Consider the following 16,617-nt stretch of genomic DNA (forward strand, 5'->3'; position numbering starts at 1 on the left):
GCGACGAGCGTGCGCGCCGCTAGGTCGCGCGCACCTTGCGGTTCACGCGTTCGTCGAGCAGGTTCGCGACGCCGAGCATCGCGGTCATCGCGCACCAGCGCAGCGGCTCCCGCGGCACCGACGGCGTCTTGTGCGTCAGCGTGTCGAGCAGCGGCGATCGTCCGTCGTGAATCCGCTCGGCCAGCACGCGCCCGATCAGCGACTGCGTGCCGACGCCATGCCCCGAGCAGCCGGCCGTGTAGAACACGTTGCGGTGCGTGCCGGCCGCACCGACCACCGGCAACGCGTCGCCGGCGAACGAAATGTAGCCGCTCCAGCAGGCGCGCACCGGCACGTTGCCCAGTTGCGGAAAACGCGCATGCAGCGTTTTCGCGAGCGCGCGATACGCGTCGTCGTCCGGCACGTTCGGCGTTTGCGAACCATACACGTAGTGCAGCCGCTTGGTCGTCAGCAGCAGCGTGTTGCGCGCGGTGAGGCGGTGGCTTTCCATCGTCAGGTGCGGCGTCACGATGCCCTCGCGATTCGGCCAGCCGAGCGCGTCGAGTTGCGCGTCGGACAGCGGCTCGGTTTCGAGCGCCGACACGCGCAACGGCATCACCTTGTCGCCGAGCAGGCCGAGTTGCGGCGTGTACGCGTTGGTCGCGAGCACCAGCACCGGCGCGCTCGCGCTGCCGCGCGCGGTGCGCACGCGCACGTGCTCGCCTTCGTCGAAGCCGAGCAGCGCGGTGTTCTCGTACAGCTTCACGCCGGCCGCGAGCGCCGCGCGCCGCAGCCCCATCACGTACTTGCCGGGATCGAGCGTGCCGCCGCCCGGCACGTACGCGCCGAACAGGAAGGCCGGCGGAATGCCGCGCGCACGCATCGCGGCGCCGTCGAGGAACTGCGCGGGCGAACCGAGCGCGATGCCGGTTTCCATGCTCTCGCGCAAGCGCTTCTCCTGCGACGGATGCACGCCCGCGCGGATGATGCCCGACGCACGGTAGTCGCAATCGATCGCGTAATCGGCGAGCTTGCGTTCGACGTACGCGACGCCTTCGTCGTAGAAACCGACGATTCGCTTCGCCTGGTCGTGCCCGACGCGCTTGACAAACAATTCGTACTCGAGCCCCTGGCCGCCCGCGAGATAGCCGGCGTTGCGCCCGCTCGCGCCGAACCCCGCGAACTCGCGCTCGAGCACGACGACGCTCGCGCCGCGCGCGGCCAGCTCGAGCGCCGTCGACAGGCCGGCGAAACCGGCGCCGACCACGATCACGTCCGCGCGCACGTCGCCCTCGAGCGGCGGCTGCAGATCGGCCGGCGCGTCGATCCAGCCGCCGACCGGCCGGTATTTCTGCAACGCGGCATCCGCGCGGACTTCCTCGCCCCACCGCGCGAGCGGGCTCGCCGCATCCGCGCCGGCTGCCTGCATCGCCGCCGCCGCACCCACGCCGCTCACGCGGCCCGCCGCGCGCGCGCCGGGCTGCCGCGCTGTCGGGTCCGTCTGTCCGGCCGTCGTCGCACCGTATGCGTCGCTCATGTCCGCCTCCGTCAATCCCTGCTGAGTATGTGAATCGCCAGCGCCGCTTCCTCGATGCCCTGCAGGCCGCCGCCGTTTTCCTGAATGGCGTGGCGCGCGCCCTGCACCTGGCGCGCACCGGCCTCGCCGCGCAATTGCGTGACCAGTTCGTAAAGCTGCCCGATGCCGGTCGCGCCGAGCGGATGACCCTTTGATTCGAGGCCGCCCGACGTGTTGATCGGGATTCGCCCGCCGAGCGTGAACTCGCCGCGCTCCGCGGCCGGGCCACCTTCGCCGAGCGGCACGAAGCCGAGGTTCTCGGCCTGGATGATCTCGCCCATCGCCGACGCGTCGTGCACTTCGGCGACGTCCATGTCCTCCGGCCCGACGCCGGCCTGCTCGTACGCCTGCAATGCGGCGAGCCGGCCGATGTGCTTGTGCGGCTCGTCGATCCGGCGCCGCGAGAAGCTGCGGATCACGCTCGCGGCGACGCGGATGCAACGGCTGCGATCGGCACCGATGCGCGCGAGCCCTCCCTCGGTGCAGAGGATTGCCGCGGCCGCGCCGTCCGACAGCGGCGCGCACATCGGCAGCGTGATCGGGTACGTGATCGGCGGCGCCGCCAGCACCTCGTCGATCGTGAACGGCTGGCGGAACTGCGAGTACGGGTTGTGCACCGAATGCGCGTGGTTCTTCGCGGACACGGCCGCGATCTGCCGCTGCGTCGTGCCGTACGTGCGCATGTGATGCCGGCACAGCGCCGCGTAGATCTTCATGAAGCGGCTGTACGGCCGCCCGGATTCCGAGCCGGGCGGCGGCTCAATCCCCTCGCCGAGCCGCGCGAGCGTCGCGAAGTTCTCGTCGACGCGCGCGACGTCCCAGCCGGCCTCGAACAGCGCGAACGATTTCGCCTTGTCCGAGACGTTCATCTTCTCCGCGCCGAGCGCGAGCGCGACATCGCACGCGCCCGACTGCAGCTCGCGCACCGCGAGGTGCACGGCCGTGCTGCCGGACGCGCACGCGTTCTCGACGTTGAACATCGGAATGCCGTCGAGCCCGATCTTGCCGAACACGACCTGGCCAGGGATCGATAGCTGCCCCTGCAACGCGCCGTTGGTGATGCCGGAGTAGAACGCCGCGCGGATCGCGTCGGCATGGCAACCGGCATCGCGCAACGCGCGCTGCAGCGCCTCGCGCGCGAGGTCGTCGACGCTGCGGTCGGGGTGCCGGCCGAACACGGTCATTGCGATGCCGGCGATGTAGATTTTGCTCATCGTCTGGAGTCCATATCTATTCCGGTCAGATCCGGCGTTGCCGGCCTTGCCAGTACTGTTCACGCAGGTCCTTCTTCAGCACCTTGCCTGCCGTGCTGCGCGGCAGCGCCGCGATGAAGTCCACGCTCTTCGGCGCCTTCACCGAGCCCAGCTGCGCCTTGCACAGCGCGATCAGTTCCTCGGCGCTCACCTGCTGGCCCGCGTTGAGCTCGACGACGGCCTTCACGGCCTCGCCCCACTTGTCGTCGGGCACGCCGATCACCGCGCAGTCCTGCACGGCCGGATGCGCCCAGATCACCTGCTCGACTTCGCTCGGATAGACGTTGAAGCCGCCGCTGATGATCATGTCCTTCTTGCGGTCGGTGATGTGCAGGTAGCCGTCCCGATCGAGATGGCCGATGTCGCCGGTATGCAGCCAGCCGTCGACGATCGTCTCGGCCGTCTTGTCCGGCGCGCGGTAATAGCCCTTCATCACGAGGTCGCCGCGCACGCAAATCTCGCCGGTTTCGCCCTGCTTCAGCACGTCGCCGCGCTCGCCGACGATCTCGACGCGCACCAGCGGACTCGGGCGGCCGACCGACGCCAGCCGTTCGTCCGGCGCCAGCGCGCCGTCGACGAAATGCTCGGCCGGCGTCAGGTACGAGATCGACGCGGGCGCTTCGGTCTGCCCGTAACCGCCCGTCATCACCGGGCCGAACACGTCGATCGCGCGCTTGAGCTTCTCGACCGACATCGGCGCGGCGCCGTACAGGAAATAGCGCAGCGACGAGAAGTCGACCTTGTCGATGCCGGGAATGTCGAGCAGCCGGTAGATCACGGTCGGCGGCAGGAAGAACTCGGTCACGCGGTGCTTCACGATCGCGCCGAGCAGCAGCGCGGGGTCGGGCTTCGGCAGCACGACCACCGTGCCGCCGCGCGCGGTGCACGGCAGCGACATCATCCCGGCCGTGTGCGTCATCGGCGCGGCAGCGAGATTGACCGGCCGCTCGGCGCCATACGACATCGCTATCATGAAGTTCGCGAAGTACGTCTGGAACGAGCGGTGCGTGTTCATCACGCCCTTCGGCAAGCCGGTCGTGCCGCCGGTCGCCGACAGCGTGACGACGTCGTCCATCCCGTAGTCGACCACCGGCGGCGTCGCCGGCCGTCCTTCGCTCCACGTCGCGAGCGACGGCGCCCACGGCAGGTCGGCGTCGATGCACACCCACAGCCGCACCTTCGGCAGGCTCGGCCGCAGCGCGTCGATCGCAGCCGCGAACGCGTGGTGGAAGAACAGCACCTCGCAGTCGAACGCGTCGAGCACGTACTGGTTCTCGGCCGGCGCGTTGCGGCCGTTGACCGGGATATACGCGAGCCCCGCGCGCCACATCCCGAGCGCGCAGCTCCAGCCGGTCACGTCGTTGTCCGCCCATACCGCCGCCTTCGCCTCCTTCGCGAAGCCGGCGGCGAGCAGCCCGTTCGCGATGCGGCACGACAGCTCGCCGATCTCCTGGAACGTGTAGCTGCGCTCGTCCTGGATATACGCGATGCCGTCGGGATTGATGCGCCACCCGCGGTCGTAGAAATCGATAATGGCCATGTCACGTGTTCCGTTGAATGAAGATCGGCGCGGCGGCCGTCACAGCTGCGTGACCGTCGCGCGCGCGAGCCCGCGCTGTTCGAGGAAGCCGAGCAGGTAGCGGTGGCCGAACGCCTTCGAGCCCGACGCGAAGCCCGTGCGCGCGACGTCGCCGTCGAGCAGCTTGAGCACGCCCGCCGCGTGGATCGCGCCGGTCGAGATGTACGGCGTGATGCCGTGCACGGTCGCGCGCACCGACGCGAGCTGGCCGCGGCCGATCGCGAAGTCGACGCTGCGCTGGATCGTCGTGCGCTCGCGCGGCGGCATCGTCGGCGTGGTCGAATCGACGACCTGCTTGAGGACCGCGTCCTGCTGCTCGCGCGGCAGATGCTTGTATTCGGCTTCCCATTTCTGCCCGAACTGGTGCACGAGCTTCATCACGTTGTTGTCGTAGAAGCCGACGCACGAGATGCAGCTGCGCACGCGCGGGTCGCGCTCGAAATAGACCGGCAGCGACGTGCCGCCCCACGGCAGGCAGAACACCGGCTGCATGAGTTCCGGCGTCGCGACGGTGAACGACGCATCGGCCGCGTGCGGCACCAGCGCCTTCTCCCACAGGTAGCAGGACTCGTGGCGCGCGCCGTCGAAGATCGTCGCGGTCGAGCCGATGCTCACGCCGGCCGCGCCGCGCGGGCCGCGGGTCAGCGTGGCCGTCTCCAGCGCGTCGATGCCCGGCGTTTCGAGCGCGAGTTCGGCGGCGATCTCGGCGAACGTGTACATGTACGCGTTCGACGACGACACCAGCAGCCCGGCCTGGCGGTACAGCTCGCCGAACTGGTCGCGCACCGCGCGGATGTACGACTGCTCGCCGGTCGTATCGAGGTGGTGACAGCCGGCCTTCAGCGCGGCCTCGACGCCGACGAGCCCGAAGCTCGAGAACGGCCCGACGGTATTGCAGACCACCTTCGCGCCGCGAAACGCGTTCACGAGCGAATCGACGTTGTGCTCCGCCTCGATGATTTCGTATTGCGCCGATTCGAGGCGCACGACGCGTTGCGCCATCATTTCCTTCGCGCGGCCCGCGTTGCGCGCGATCGCGGTGAACGGGATGTTCTGGTCGATCAGCCAGTCCATGATCAACATGCCGGTGTAACCGCTTGCGCCGTAAACGACGACGGGGTGCTTGGCCATGGTTGTCTCCTGAAACGTGAGTTGTTGAAAATCGGGTCGGTCGGACGTTCGCTACTGCTGCTTCACACTCGGGTGCTTTTTATAGAACACATTACCAATCTTAGGTCACTATGACAAAGTAAACGACGAAGAAAAAGGCAGGGTATTCCCGAGCGCGGCGCGTCGTCCGCATCATCGGGCCGCAACGCCTGCGCCACCCGCACCGTCCGGCGACAGGCCGGCCAGGTAGTGCGCAACGGCCCGCGTGTCGTCGCCGGACAGCGTCGCGGCCACGCCGTTCATCACACCGGTCGGATCGTGGCGCTGGCCCGACCGGAATGCCGCGAGCTGCGCTTCCAGGTAAAGCTGGCCCTGGCCCGCGAGGCGCGGCACGTGGTCCTTGCCCGTCAGCGCCGCGCCGTGGCAGGCCTGGCAGCTGCGGGCCGTGACGAGCGCCATCCCGCGCTGCGCGAGCGCCGTGTCGGCCGCCACCATCTCGTTGCGCGCGGGCGCCTGCCGCGCGAAATAGGTCGCCAGCGCGTCGATCTTCGCGTCGTCGAGTTCGCGCGACAGCGGCCCCATGTACGCGTTGCGGCGCTGGTCGCTCGCGAATGCGCGCAGCTGCGCGGCGATGTAGCTCGCCGGCTGGCCCGACAGCGACGGATACCACGCGTTGCGCGACTGCCCGCGCGTGCCGTGGCAGAAGAAGCAGGTCTCCTGCTGCTGCGGCCACGCGCCGCCGTTCGCCTGGTCCTCGCTGCCGATCGCGGTCATCGACTTCTCGTAACGCATGCCGTCGATCAGGTCGGGGCCGTACAGCGTGCCGGCGGCCGCCACGCCCGCGATCGCGAGCGCGACGCCGATCATCCAGGTTCGTTTCATTTACGCCTCCCTGCCGCGGCCGGCCAGCTTGCCGAGCGCCTGCAATGCCGCGCGGTGCCCGGATCGCACCGCGCCGTCCATCGCGCCGGGCCACAGGTCGGCCGTCTCGGTACCCGACCAGATCAGCCGGCCGGCCTCCGGGCGCAGGTACTTGCCCCATTTCGTCCAGAAGCCGGGCGGCAGCGGATGGATGCACTGCAGCGTCCACGGATCGACGCGCCCCCAGTCGTAGTCGTGAAACTGCGTCGGATGCAGCGCCTTGTCGCCGAGCGCACGCGCGAAGATGGCCGACAGCGTCCGTTCGGCGGCCTTCGGTTCGGCCGGCAGCGCGCCCGGCGCGACGAACGCGGCGAGCACGCCGACCGAGCCGTCCGGCGGCGAGTTGTCGTACGCCATGAAGACCGGGCCGCCGACCTCGAAGATCTGTCCGTTGTAGCCGTCGTCGCGCCAGAACGGTCGGTCGTACACGTGGACCGTCTTGCGCATCGGCGCATTCGCGGGCCAGTTGCGCTGCAGTTGCGCGCGGCCGGCCGGCAGCGGCGGATCGAACACGATCTGCTCGCAGAGCGCCGGATTCAGCGCGACGATCACGCGCCGCGCGCGGAGCACGCCGCGATCGGTCTGCACGTCGACGACGTCGCGATCCCAGCCGGAAATCCTGCGCACCGGGCAGGACAGCTGCACCTTCGTGCCGAGCTCGCTCGCCATCCGCAGGCTCAGCACCTGCGAGCCGCCGACGAAGCGCGTTTCCTGTGCGCCGCCCTTGGTCGACTCGAGCTTCGCGTAGTCGCAGTCGGCACTGTTGATGATCGACAGGTAGTGCAGCAGCCCGAGCTGCGCCGGCGCGCCGCCGAGCGACAGCTTCGCCGCGACGGCGAGGAAGTAGCCGTCCTCGTAGGTCACGCCCTGTCGGCGCAGCCAGTCGCCGTAGGTCAGCTTGTCGAGTTCCGCCGCGTGCTGTGCGGTCCACGGCTCGCGCGACGGCACGCCGCGCGCGAGCGCGCCGAGCTTCGCGCCGATCGCGTCGTCGCCGCCCGTGCCGCCCGTGCCGCCCGTGCCGCCGTGCAGATCCTGCGCGACGCGCGTGTCGCCGGCGAGCACGACCGTCTTGCCCGCGTAGAAGGTCGGGAACGTGTCGACGCCGAGTTCGCGCGCCAGGTCGGCGATCGCCGTCTGGCCGGGGCCGATCCACTGGCCGCCGGCTTCGGACACGACGCCGTGCCCGAGATCGTGGTTGTAGGTCCGCCCGCCGACGCGGTCGCGCGCCTCGACGACGACGAACGCGTCGCAGCCGGCGCGCTTCAGGTCGCGCGCGGCGGTGAGCCCCGCGAGGCCGGCGCCGATGATCACGACATCGAGGACGCCGTTCGCAGCCGCGGCGGGCATTGCACCGTCGGCGAACGACATCTCCCCGGCCGCGAGCGACGCGGCGCCCGCCGCCGCGAGACGCAAAATCTGTCGCCGGGTGTGCGCGTCCGGCTTGTGCTTGCGATTCATGATAAGTACTCCATCCTTCCTTGCTTTTCTGTCAGCGGATTCGATTCATGGCGCAGCCAGCACGCCGTCTTGCGAAAACAGGATCGGCCTGCCGCGCGCATCGATCAGCGCGGCGGTGAGCGCCGCGCGATCCGCGCGCTGCGCGACGTCGAACGGGCCATCCGCGACGCGCTGCGCGAGCGTGAGCCCGTCGAGCCCCACGCCGACCAGCCCGCCGCCGGTCGCGACGAGACCGGTGATCGAGCTGCGCGTGCCCGTCTTCAAGGCCGTCCACGTCGCGCCGCCGTCGCGGCTCTCGAACAGGCTGCCGAGCAGCCCGCCAACCACGAGCCGGCCGTCCGGCATCGCGACGCCGGACCACAATGTGCCTTTGCCGCCGGTCGGCAGATAAGTCCAGTTCGCGCCGGCGTCGGTCGACTTGAGCACCATCCCCTGCTCCGACACGATGTAGAGCGCATGCGCGGCGTCGGCGAACACGCGGTACAGGTTGCGGTCGGCCTTGCCGCCGCCCGGCGGCTTCGGCAGCGTCGTGCGCGTCCAGGTCCTGCCGCCGTCGTGCGTCTGCAGCATCAGCGACCACAGGCCTACGGCGATGCCGTCCTGCGCGCTCGTGAAGAGCACGGAGAACAGCGGTTGGTCGACCGACGTATCGAGCCGTTGCGTGACCCATGTGTCGCCGCCGTCGTCGGTCGCGAGAATCGCGCCCCACTGGCCGACGGCCCAGCCGTGCTTCGCATCCGCGAACGATACGGCCGACAGCGTCGCCGCTACAGGCACCCGGCGCGCCTGGCGCCAGGTCTTGCCGTCGTCGTCCGACAGCAGCACGATCCCGTGCTCGCCGACCGCGACGATGCGCGAGCCGGCGCGTGTCGCATCCGTCAGCATCATGTGCGTCGGCGCGGCCCATGAATGGGCGGGCTTCGCGGCCCAGGCCGCGACCGTGCCTCCGTCCTGCGACTGCGCAAAGGCCGTCACGGCCGCGCAGAGCGCGGTGCAGGCAATAAGCGTCTTGATCATCGTGAGTCTCTGAAGTGGTGTACGCGGGCATCAGTGGTTGAACAGATTCGACCAGCCGGCATTCGCTACGCCGAGCGCAACGGCCGGTGGCTGGTCGGCACCCCGCGCGGCCGCTGCCTGTCGCCCGGCGTTGCCGTCGGTCGACGACGGCGCGACGCGCGCTTCGTCGGCCGCAGTGTTGCGCACGCCGATGCGTCTCGCGTCGGCAGCAAACGCATGAGCCGACGCGTTCCGGTCCGCGGCCGCTTCGTGAAATCGCGGGAAGGCAACCGCCGCGATGCAAAATGCGGCGCACGCCGCCAGCGTCTTGACCATGATCGAATCTCCGTCAGGATGTTCGTGAGCTTCAGTGACTGAACAAGCCCGGCGCGCGCGCCGGCTTGCGGCGCGGGAACCAGCGTTCGAGCAGCGACGCGAGCGCCGGCAACGCAGTCATCGCCATCACGAGGTTCACGATGAACATGAACGCGAGCAGCTTGCCCATGTCGGCCTGGAACTTGAGCGCGGAGAAGCTCCACGTCGCGACGCCGATCGCCAGCGTGATCGCCGTGAAGATCGTCGCGACGCCCACTTCGAGCATTGCATGCTGCACGGCCTTCACGATGTCCTGCCCGCCCGCCAGATGCACCTGCAGCCGGTTGTAGATGTAGAACGCGTAGTCGACGCCGATCCCGACCGCCAGCACCATCACCGGCAGCGTTGCGACGGTCAGCCCGATCTGCAGTTCCTTCATGAACCAGTAGCCGATGAAGGTCGCGACCGACAGCGGCACGCAGCATGCGAGCATCGCGCGCCAGTCGCGGTACGCGAGGAATACGAGGATCAGGATCGCCGCGTACACGTAGAGCATCATCGGCAGCTCGCTCTTCGCGACTTCGTCGTTGGTCGCGGCGAGCACGCCCGCATTGCCGGCCGCGAGCCGGACCGTGATGCCCGGGAACGGATTGGCCGCGCGGTACTGCTTCACGTCGTCGAGGATCCGGTTGATCGTCGTCGCCTTGTGATCGGTCAGGAACAGGTGCACGGCCGTCATCCCGCAGTCGCGGCTCATGAAGCCCTTCACGCGCGACACGTCGACCGACACCGCGCCGTAGTTCTCGGCATCGATCGGCACGACGTTCATCTTCGGGAAATCCTCGTTGTAGCCCTGGTTGTAGGTACGCAGCATCGCCGAGTACGACTGCACCGACACCACGCCCGGTTCGGTGCGCATCGCGGCCGAGAAGTCGTCCTCGTACAGGCCGGCCGCCGGGTTGTCGCAGGCCTTGCCGGTGGATTCGAGCGCGACCGTCAGCCAGTCGAGGCCCATGTCGTAGTTGCCGGCGATCGACGTCGCGTCGCGGTTGAAGCGCGCGTCGGCACGCAGTTCCGGCGCGCCCGGCTGCAGCGTGCCGATCACGCGATCGCGGCTTTGCCACGCGGCGAGCGCGAAGATCCCGACCGTCAGCGCGACGGTGAGGCCCGCGTACTTCGGCTCGGCCACCCGCGCGAGCACGCGCAGCGGCCTGGCGCGTTGCTGCGCGCGCCTGAGCGAATCGTCCGCATAGGTCTTCGTGAAGTTGAAGCAGGACGCGGCGACCGGCAGCAGGATCAGGTTGGTGACGATCTTGTACGCCACGCCGAGCGACGCGGTGATCGCCAGCTCGCGCACCATCGGGATCGGAATCAGCAACAGCGTGACGAACGACACGAACGCGGTAATCAGCGCCAACACGCCGGGGATCAGCAGCCCGTTGAAGCTGTGGCGCGCCGCGTCGAACGAACTCTGCCCGTGCGCGATCTCGCGGACGATGAAGTTCACCTGCTGCACGCCGTGCGACACGCCGATCGCGAACACGAGGAACGGCACCAGCACCGCGAGCGGATCGAGGCCGAAGCCGAGCAGCTTCAGCGTGCCGAACTGCCAGACGAGCGACGTCAGCGAGCATGCGACCAGCAGCACCGTGAAGCGCACCGAATGGCAATACCAGTACACCGCGAGCGTGGTCAGCAGCAGCGCGACCGCGCAGAAGCCGAGCACGGCCGTCGCGCCGTCGGCGATGTCGCCGATCTGCTTCGCGAAGCCGATGACCTGGATTTCGTAGCCGGCGTCCTCGAACGGCTTGCGCACCTTCTGTTCGAGCAGATGGTTGAACGCGACGTAGTCGAGCACCTTGCCGGCGCTGTCGCGCTCGTTCAGCTCGGCGGTGATCATCGCGCTGTCCTCGCCGTGCGACACCAGCGTGCCGACGTAGCCGCCGAGCGTCGTCGCGCGGCGCACGCGGGCGACGACGTCCGGCGTCAGCTGGTCAGGCGTGATCGTGCCGGGAATGATCGGTTCCGCGCGAAAGCCCTCGTCGGTCACTTCGTTGACGAACGCGTTCGGCGTCCACAGCGAGCGCACGCCGATGCGGTCGACGTTCGGCAGATACGTGACGGCCTGCGTGACGTAGTACAGCCGCGTGAGCCCTTCCTTCGACCAGATCGATCCGTGCTTCGCGCGCACGACCACCGTGATCCGGTTCGCCCCGAGCAGGTCGTTGCGGTATTGCTGGAACGTGCGGATGTACTCGTGCCCGATCGGCATCTGCTTTTCGAAGCCGGCATCCATGCGCAGCTGCACGGCGAACACGGCCATCGCGACGGTGAACAACGCGATCGCCGCGAGCACGATCGCGCGATGACCGAAGAAGAGCCGTTCGAGGCGGCTGACCAGACGATTGAGCACGACATTACCCCTTCATGATTGGCGGCGGCGCACGCCGCCCTTAAGCACATCGGCGTCAGAAATTCCGCGTGACGAACAACCCGACGAAATTGCGGTCCGCGTACGGCTGGCCGACCGTGTTGTGGCCGCCGAAGAACGCGGTGAAGTTGATGCCGGCCTGCCAGTTCGGCGGGTTCTGGTTGAACAGCACGTAGACGTTCACCGACTTCGCGCCCTGCATGTAGTTCGCCGTGAAGGTCGGCGTATAGCCGTACAGGCCGTCCGAGAACGTGACGCCCGGCGTGACCTGCCAGCCCGGAATCAGCGTGCCGTCATAGGTCCAGTTGAAGTCGATCGTCGCGCCGACCGAGCTCGCGGTGCCCTGGCCCATCCCGATCGGATAGCCGAGCGCCGAGCCGTTGTTCAGCCACGGCAGGTAGCCGGCCTGCGGCACCTGCGTGACGGTCTGCCCGTCGATCGTGCGCGTGACGCCGCTCGATTTGAGCCCCGGGTAGTAGATCCACGTGAGTTCCCAGGTGAGCGCGGCCGAATCGGCACCGAGCCATTTCAGGAACGGATACTCGCTGCGCGTGAGCGCGAGCAGCCCGTTGACGTCGTACTGGAATTTCTTCTTGTCGACCCACTGCGAGCAATTGATGCCGGCCACGCCGTTCGTGTTCAGGTCGAGCGGGCCGCCCGCGCCGTAGCAGCTCGACAGCGCGACCGCGTCGCGCGGCCGGTACGACAGTTCGGTGCCGATCGCCCAGGGCCCGAGCCCGAAGTTCGCGCTGACGCCGAACAGCTGGCGCCGGCCGAGATACGACCATTGCTCGGTGCCGTTCGCGAGCGACGCGAGCACCGGTGACTTGTCCGTGTAGTTCAGGTAGTAGAACGCGAAGTTCGCGTCGAACGAGCGCGGCGAGTAGTTGAACTTCACGCCGAACTGCGGCCGGTATTTCGCCGGCAGGTTCGTGACCGACGGCAGGCCGATGCTGTTGAACGGCGGCCCCGCGAAGTCGCCGTTCACGAGCCCGTTCCTGATCGTATCCAGCGTGCCCTGGTTGCCGGCGGCCGCCCCGCCGCCGATCGCGTTCGCGATCGTGCCCGCGCTCGGGCCGGCCACGTTCAGGTTGTTGGTGTTCAGCGTGAACGGCTCGGCGCCGCGGCCGAAGCCGTTCGTCACCGACCAGTACGAGCCGACCGGCGGGTAGCGGTTGCCGTTCCACTGGAACTGGTAATAGCCCTCGGTGCTGAACCCGTGCGACAGGTCGGCGGCGAAACTCACCATCGGCGCGGGCAGCAGCGCCTGCTTGAGCTGCGAGCCGGGGATCAGCAGTTTCTGCACGTCGAGCGAGTTGGTCGCGTTGATGCCGCTCTGCGCGAACATGCTCTCGCCCCAGTTGATCACCTGGTTGCCGAGCCGCACGTGCGCGTTGCGCCCGCCGATCGTGAAATCCTTCTGCGCCCACAGGTCGAGCAGTTGCGCGTTGTAGACCACCTGCGCGGACGCGGTGCTCGACAGCGGCGTTCTCGCCGTGTTCCCGGCGAGGAAGTCGTACATGCCGGTGCCGCGCACCATGAACTTCAGCCCTTCGCTCGGCATCTTCAGCAGCAGTTCGCTGGTCGCGCTGAGATAGGTGCTGAACGGCTGGCCCTTGCGGTAGTTCAGGTCGCCGCTGTCCGCGTAGCCCCATTGATTGGTGTTCGCAGCCGCGCCGCAGCCGTATGCGTTCGGGTCGCCGGTGAGCGAGCAGCTCGGGCTCTTGGTCCGGATCCCCGCGCCCGCCGTCAGGTTCGTGACCCACGAGCCCTGCAGGCCGTTGATACCCGTCGTGAAGTCGTAAGCGTATGCATTCGACGCCGCGGCACCCGCGAGCGCAATCGATACTGTAGTATTCCTTACCAATCGTGCCGGTTCCATGATCATTCTCCGCCCCTGTCCGACGCCGGCGCGCGGTCGTTGCGCGCGCCGGTCCCTTGTGGTCCGTCAGTCGACGGCGATCACCGTTCGCTGACCGAGCGCAGCGATTCGGCCGTGTAGAAATCCTGCTTGAAGCGCGGATCGTCGGCGTGCTCGAGCCAGCGGACGTCCTTGCCCTGCCCGATCGACGTCGCATCGAGCACGTAGCGGCCGTTGTTCATGTCGTACTGCGCGAGCGGTTCGTTGTCGCAGGTGCCGCCCAGCTCCCAGACCGGGATCGGATAGCTCTCCCGCACCTTCCACAGCTTGCCCTGCGCGTCGTAGTCCTCGCCGACCAGCGCGAGCCAGCTGTCCTCGTCGAGATAGAAGGTCTTCTTCGATGCGACGTGCCGCGCGCTCGGCTTGAGCGTCGCCTCGACCACCCACACGCGGTGCGTCTCGTAGCGCCGGCTCGCGGCCGCGATGCCGTCCGGCGTCGCGACGTCGTGCAGCTTGCTCTTGAACTTGTACAGGCCGAACGCGTTGTACGGGACGATCATTTCCTTCTTGCCGACCAGCTTCCAGTTGAAGCGGTCGAGCGCGCCGTTGATCATGTTGCCTTCGTCGATCAGGTACTGGTTCTCGAAGCCGATCAGCGGCGCATCGTGCGTATAGGCCGGCATGCGGCGCACGCGGCGCTGGCCGGGGAAGTAGTAGTACGTCTCAGATGCCTTGTCGAAGTACTGGCGCTGCACGAATGCCTGGCCGGCCAGCGCGGCCGGCGAATTCATCTGGAAGTACACGGCCGCGCTCAACTGGTCGACGTCCTGCGGCGACAGCTTGCCGAGCTTGCCCGACGGGAAGTAGTACGTCTGCGGGCCGACCGCGTCGATCCATTCGCTGCTGCCCGGACGCGGCGACACGGTCGTCGCCATCTGCGCCCAGTCGACGCCTTCGCCGCGATAGCGCATCTCGTAGTTGAGGATCGCCTCGATCCCGCTCTTCGGTTGCGGGAACGGCACGCCCGGCAGCACGGCCGATCCGAGCGTCTCGCCGGCCGGGCCGAGCTTCGCGGCCGCGAGGTTCGCCTTCGAATTCTGCTCGACGGCGTCCGGCAGCTGGCATTCGCGATGGGACGGATAGACGTCCATCCGGTAGCCCTTCTTCTGCTTGATCAGCGCGACCTGCCCGGGCGACAGCTTGTCCGCGTACTTGTCGACGTTCGCCGCGTCGATCGAATACAGCGGCTTCTCGTTGCGGTGCTTCCAGAAATCGGCGCGTACCTTGCCCCACTCCCAGCCCGCGTCGGGCGACTGCTTGCCGGCGTAGGCCGGCACCGTGCCGTCCTTGCTCGCCGATCGATCGGCGCCCGCCGGCGTCAGGTCGTCCGCCGCGACGGCCGTGCCGATCGCGAGACATGCAGCGGCCGCGAGTGCGGACACGGCCCAGAATCGATGCTTGATCATCATGGTTCTCCTTCCCACCGCGCGTTCGTTTGCCCGTCACGGGCCCCGCGCATTCACTCCGCCCGCGCTCGTCACCCGACGATCGCGTCGCTCCCTGATGGCGGCCGGCCGCGATGACGGCCGGCCGCCTGCCTGTTTCGATACGATTTCGTCATTCCTCAGGACTGCGATTCATGATGCACGCTCGTCGAGAAGGAATCACGTGCTGCCGCCGGGTTCAGTCCTTGCCCGACCCGGCCACCGCGACCGCACGCACTTCGACGCACAGCCCCGGCAGCGCCAGTTGCGACACGCCGACTGCCGTCCAGGACGGATAGCGGGTCGGGAAATACACGTCCTTGACTGCCGCGAAGCCCTGCGTGTCCTGCTGAAGATCGGTGTGGAAGGTCGTCAGTTCGACGACGTCGGCGAGGCTCGCGCCGGCCGCTTCGAGAATCATCTTCAGGCTCTCGAATGCGATCCGCGCCTGCGCCGCCACGCCGTCCGCCGGCTGCATCTGCGCGTCGAGACCGACCTGGCCCGACACCCAGATCGTGTCGCCGACGCGCGTGGCCGGCGAGAAGTGGTACGCGTCGTACCAAGGCTGGAACGGAGGCGGAACGATCGATTGCCGCTTCGGGTTGGCTGACATGATGAAAAACTCCTTGCTCAGACGAGTTGACGGAAACACGGTGCGCGGAACGGGTCGCCGGCCTTCAGCCCGGCGAGTTCCTCGACGAACAGCACGCCGGCCGGCGTGAAGCCCGAGCGGCTTTCATCGGGCAGCGGGCTGAACACGGCGTCGTCGCCGAAGAAGCGCAGCACGAGCGTGTGGCGATCGGGGAACGCGGCATCGACCGCGCCGCCGCCGTGCAGCACGCCCGGATGCAGCAGCAGCACGTCGCCCGGCTTGGTTTCCCACGACACGATGTCGTACGCATCGGGCGCCACGCGCCGCTCCGCCTCGATGTTCGGCAGGCGCGGCCACACGTCGCCGCCATGCAGCGGGTCGGTCGGGTCCTCGGCGTTCTGGAACGTGGTGCCGTCATGGCGCACGCCGTGATGCGAGCCGCGCACGATCTCCAGCGCGTTGCGCTTCGGCACGTGCTCGAAGCTGATCCACGCATTGCCGAAGTGCATGCCTTGCCACGGCAGGTACGACGTGTCCTGGTGCCACGGCGAGCGTGCGCTCTTGCCGCCGGCCTTCATGAACAGCTCCTCGGCGAAGTACCACACGTGCTTCGAGCCCCACAGGTCGGCGAACAGTTTCCCGAACGGCAGCGTGGCGACCAGTTCGTCGAGCCGCGCCTTCGCATACGGGTTCGCGTTGTCGTTGTGCGACCGGTATTCGGTGCCGTCGAGCAACGCCGCTGCCATCGGCCCCGGGTTCTCCATCCCCCAGTCGAACACCGCGCGGCATTGCGCGAGCTGCGCCGCGTCGAGTGCGCCTTCGACGAGAACCGCGCCGTCCTCGAAAAAGGCCTTGCGCATGAGTGCATCCATCGTAGATCTCCTGATTCGTCCAACCACTGCCGGCCAGCGATCGCTCACTGCCGACGCCTTCAGTAGAACATGGTGACAATGTTAGGTCATCATGACAAAAATAAAGAAAAGAAAAAGACGGGGTATTCCCTGTTTCGTCTGCATGTTCGCGGGTCCGTCACGACGGCTGGCCGCTCCGCCATGACAAACC

At 68.1% G+C, this 16,617-nt stretch carries 13 protein-coding genes; all 13 read right to left on the bottom strand.

Features of this window, described 5'->3' with window-relative positions; genetic code table 11:
• Positions 1-19: 19 nt before the first annotated feature.
• Entirely contained in the window at positions 20-1,516 is a 1,497-nt protein-coding gene (locus tag U5A56_RS32110; protein WP_321926526.1) for an FAD-dependent oxidoreductase, read from the bottom strand.
• Positions 1,517-1,527: 11 nt separating this feature from the next.
• Complete coding sequence (locus tag U5A56_RS32115) at positions 1,528-2,769, bottom strand: thiolase family protein (protein ID WP_044848807.1); 1,242 nt, start codon at positions 2,767-2,769, stop codon at positions 1,528-1,530.
• Between the two features lie 25 nt (positions 2,770-2,794).
• The gene (locus tag U5A56_RS32120) at positions 2,795-4,348 is read right to left on the bottom strand and encodes an AMP-binding protein (protein ID WP_321926528.1); all 1,554 of its coding nucleotides are present in this window, start codon (positions 4,346-4,348) and stop codon (positions 2,795-2,797) included.
• A gap of 39 nt (positions 4,349-4,387) precedes the next feature.
• Complete coding sequence (locus U5A56_RS32125; RefSeq protein ID WP_321926530.1) at positions 4,388-5,518, bottom strand: saccharopine dehydrogenase family protein; 1,131 nt, start codon at positions 5,516-5,518, stop codon at positions 4,388-4,390.
• Positions 5,519-5,689: 171 nt separating this feature from the next.
• Positions 5,690-6,379: a c-type cytochrome gene (locus tag U5A56_RS32130; RefSeq protein WP_321926532.1), complete on the bottom strand. Its 690-nt coding sequence runs from the start codon at positions 6,377-6,379 to the stop codon at positions 5,690-5,692.
• Complete coding sequence (locus U5A56_RS32135) at positions 6,380-7,876, bottom strand: flavin monoamine oxidase family protein (RefSeq protein ID WP_321926533.1); 1,497 nt, start codon at positions 7,874-7,876, stop codon at positions 6,380-6,382.
• Positions 7,877-7,921: 45 nt separating this feature from the next.
• Positions 7,922-8,893 carry a WD40/YVTN/BNR-like repeat-containing protein gene (locus U5A56_RS32140; RefSeq protein WP_321926535.1) on the bottom strand — a complete coding sequence of 324 codons (972 nt, stop codon included), beginning with the start codon at positions 8,891-8,893 and terminating at the stop codon, positions 7,922-7,924.
• 30 nt (positions 8,894-8,923) lie between these two features.
• A complete protein-coding gene (locus tag U5A56_RS32145; protein ID WP_321926537.1) occupies positions 8,924-9,208 on the bottom strand; it encodes a hypothetical protein in 285 nt (94 codons plus the stop codon).
• 31 nt (positions 9,209-9,239) lie between these two features.
• Positions 9,240-11,600: an efflux RND transporter permease subunit gene (locus tag U5A56_RS32150; RefSeq protein WP_321926539.1), complete on the bottom strand. Its 2,361-nt coding sequence runs from the start codon at positions 11,598-11,600 to the stop codon at positions 9,240-9,242.
• A gap of 55 nt (positions 11,601-11,655) precedes the next feature.
• Positions 11,656-13,500, bottom strand: coding sequence for a DUF1302 domain-containing protein (locus U5A56_RS32155; RefSeq protein WP_321926542.1), 1,845 nt, complete (start codon positions 13,498-13,500; stop codon positions 11,656-11,658).
• An 80-nt stretch (positions 13,501-13,580) separates the two neighbouring features.
• Positions 13,581-14,948, bottom strand: coding sequence for a DUF1329 domain-containing protein (locus U5A56_RS32160; protein ID WP_321926544.1), 1,368 nt, complete (start codon positions 14,946-14,948; stop codon positions 13,581-13,583).
• Between the two features lie 214 nt (positions 14,949-15,162).
• Positions 15,163-15,576 carry a RidA family protein gene (locus tag U5A56_RS32165; RefSeq protein WP_321926546.1) on the bottom strand — a complete coding sequence of 138 codons (414 nt, stop codon included), beginning with the start codon at positions 15,574-15,576 and terminating at the stop codon, positions 15,163-15,165.
• 17 nt (positions 15,577-15,593) lie between these two features.
• Positions 15,594-16,427, bottom strand: a complete 834-nt coding sequence (locus tag U5A56_RS32170) for a phytanoyl-CoA dioxygenase family protein (protein ID WP_044847492.1) — start codon at positions 16,425-16,427, stop codon at positions 15,594-15,596.
• Positions 16,428-16,617: the final 190 nt, after the last annotated feature.

Source organism: Burkholderia sp. BCC1998 (assembly GCF_905339875.1).
Lineage (GTDB): Bacteria > Pseudomonadota > Gammaproteobacteria > Burkholderiales > Burkholderiaceae > Burkholderia.

Excerpts from the sequence above, each read along its gene's own strand:
- U5A56_RS32110 (WP_321926526.1), bottom strand. The coding sequence starts at position 1,516 with ATGAGCGACGCATACGGTGCGACGACGGCCGGACAGACGGACCCGACA.
- U5A56_RS32115 (WP_044848807.1), bottom strand. The coding sequence starts at position 2,769 with ATGAGCAAAATCTACATCGCCGGCATCGCAATGACCGTGTTCGGCCGG.
- U5A56_RS32120 (WP_321926528.1), bottom strand. The coding sequence starts at position 4,348 with ATGGCCATTATCGATTTCTACGACCGCGGGTGGCGCATCAATCCCGAC.
- U5A56_RS32125 (WP_321926530.1), bottom strand. The coding sequence starts at position 5,518 with ATGGCCAAGCACCCCGTCGTCGTTTACGGCGCAAGCGGTTACACCGGC.
- U5A56_RS32130 (WP_321926532.1), bottom strand. The coding sequence starts at position 6,379 with ATGAAACGAACCTGGATGATCGGCGTCGCGCTCGCGATCGCGGGCGTG.
- U5A56_RS32135 (WP_321926533.1), bottom strand. The coding sequence starts at position 7,876 with ATGAATCGCAAGCACAAGCCGGACGCGCACACCCGGCGACAGATTTTG.
- U5A56_RS32140 (WP_321926535.1), bottom strand. The coding sequence starts at position 8,893 with ATGATCAAGACGCTTATTGCCTGCACCGCGCTCTGCGCGGCCGTGACG.
- U5A56_RS32145 (WP_321926537.1), bottom strand. The coding sequence starts at position 9,208 with ATGGTCAAGACGCTGGCGGCGTGCGCCGCATTTTGCATCGCGGCGGTT.
- U5A56_RS32155 (WP_321926542.1), bottom strand. The coding sequence starts at position 13,500 with ATGGAACCGGCACGATTGGTAAGGAATACTACAGTATCGATTGCGCTC.
- U5A56_RS32160 (WP_321926544.1), bottom strand. The coding sequence starts at position 14,948 with ATGATGATCAAGCATCGATTCTGGGCCGTGTCCGCACTCGCGGCCGCT.
- U5A56_RS32165 (WP_321926546.1), bottom strand. The coding sequence starts at position 15,576 with ATGTCAGCCAACCCGAAGCGGCAATCGATCGTTCCGCCTCCGTTCCAG.
- U5A56_RS32170 (WP_044847492.1), bottom strand. The coding sequence starts at position 16,427 with ATGGATGCACTCATGCGCAAGGCCTTTTTCGAGGACGGCGCGGTTCTC.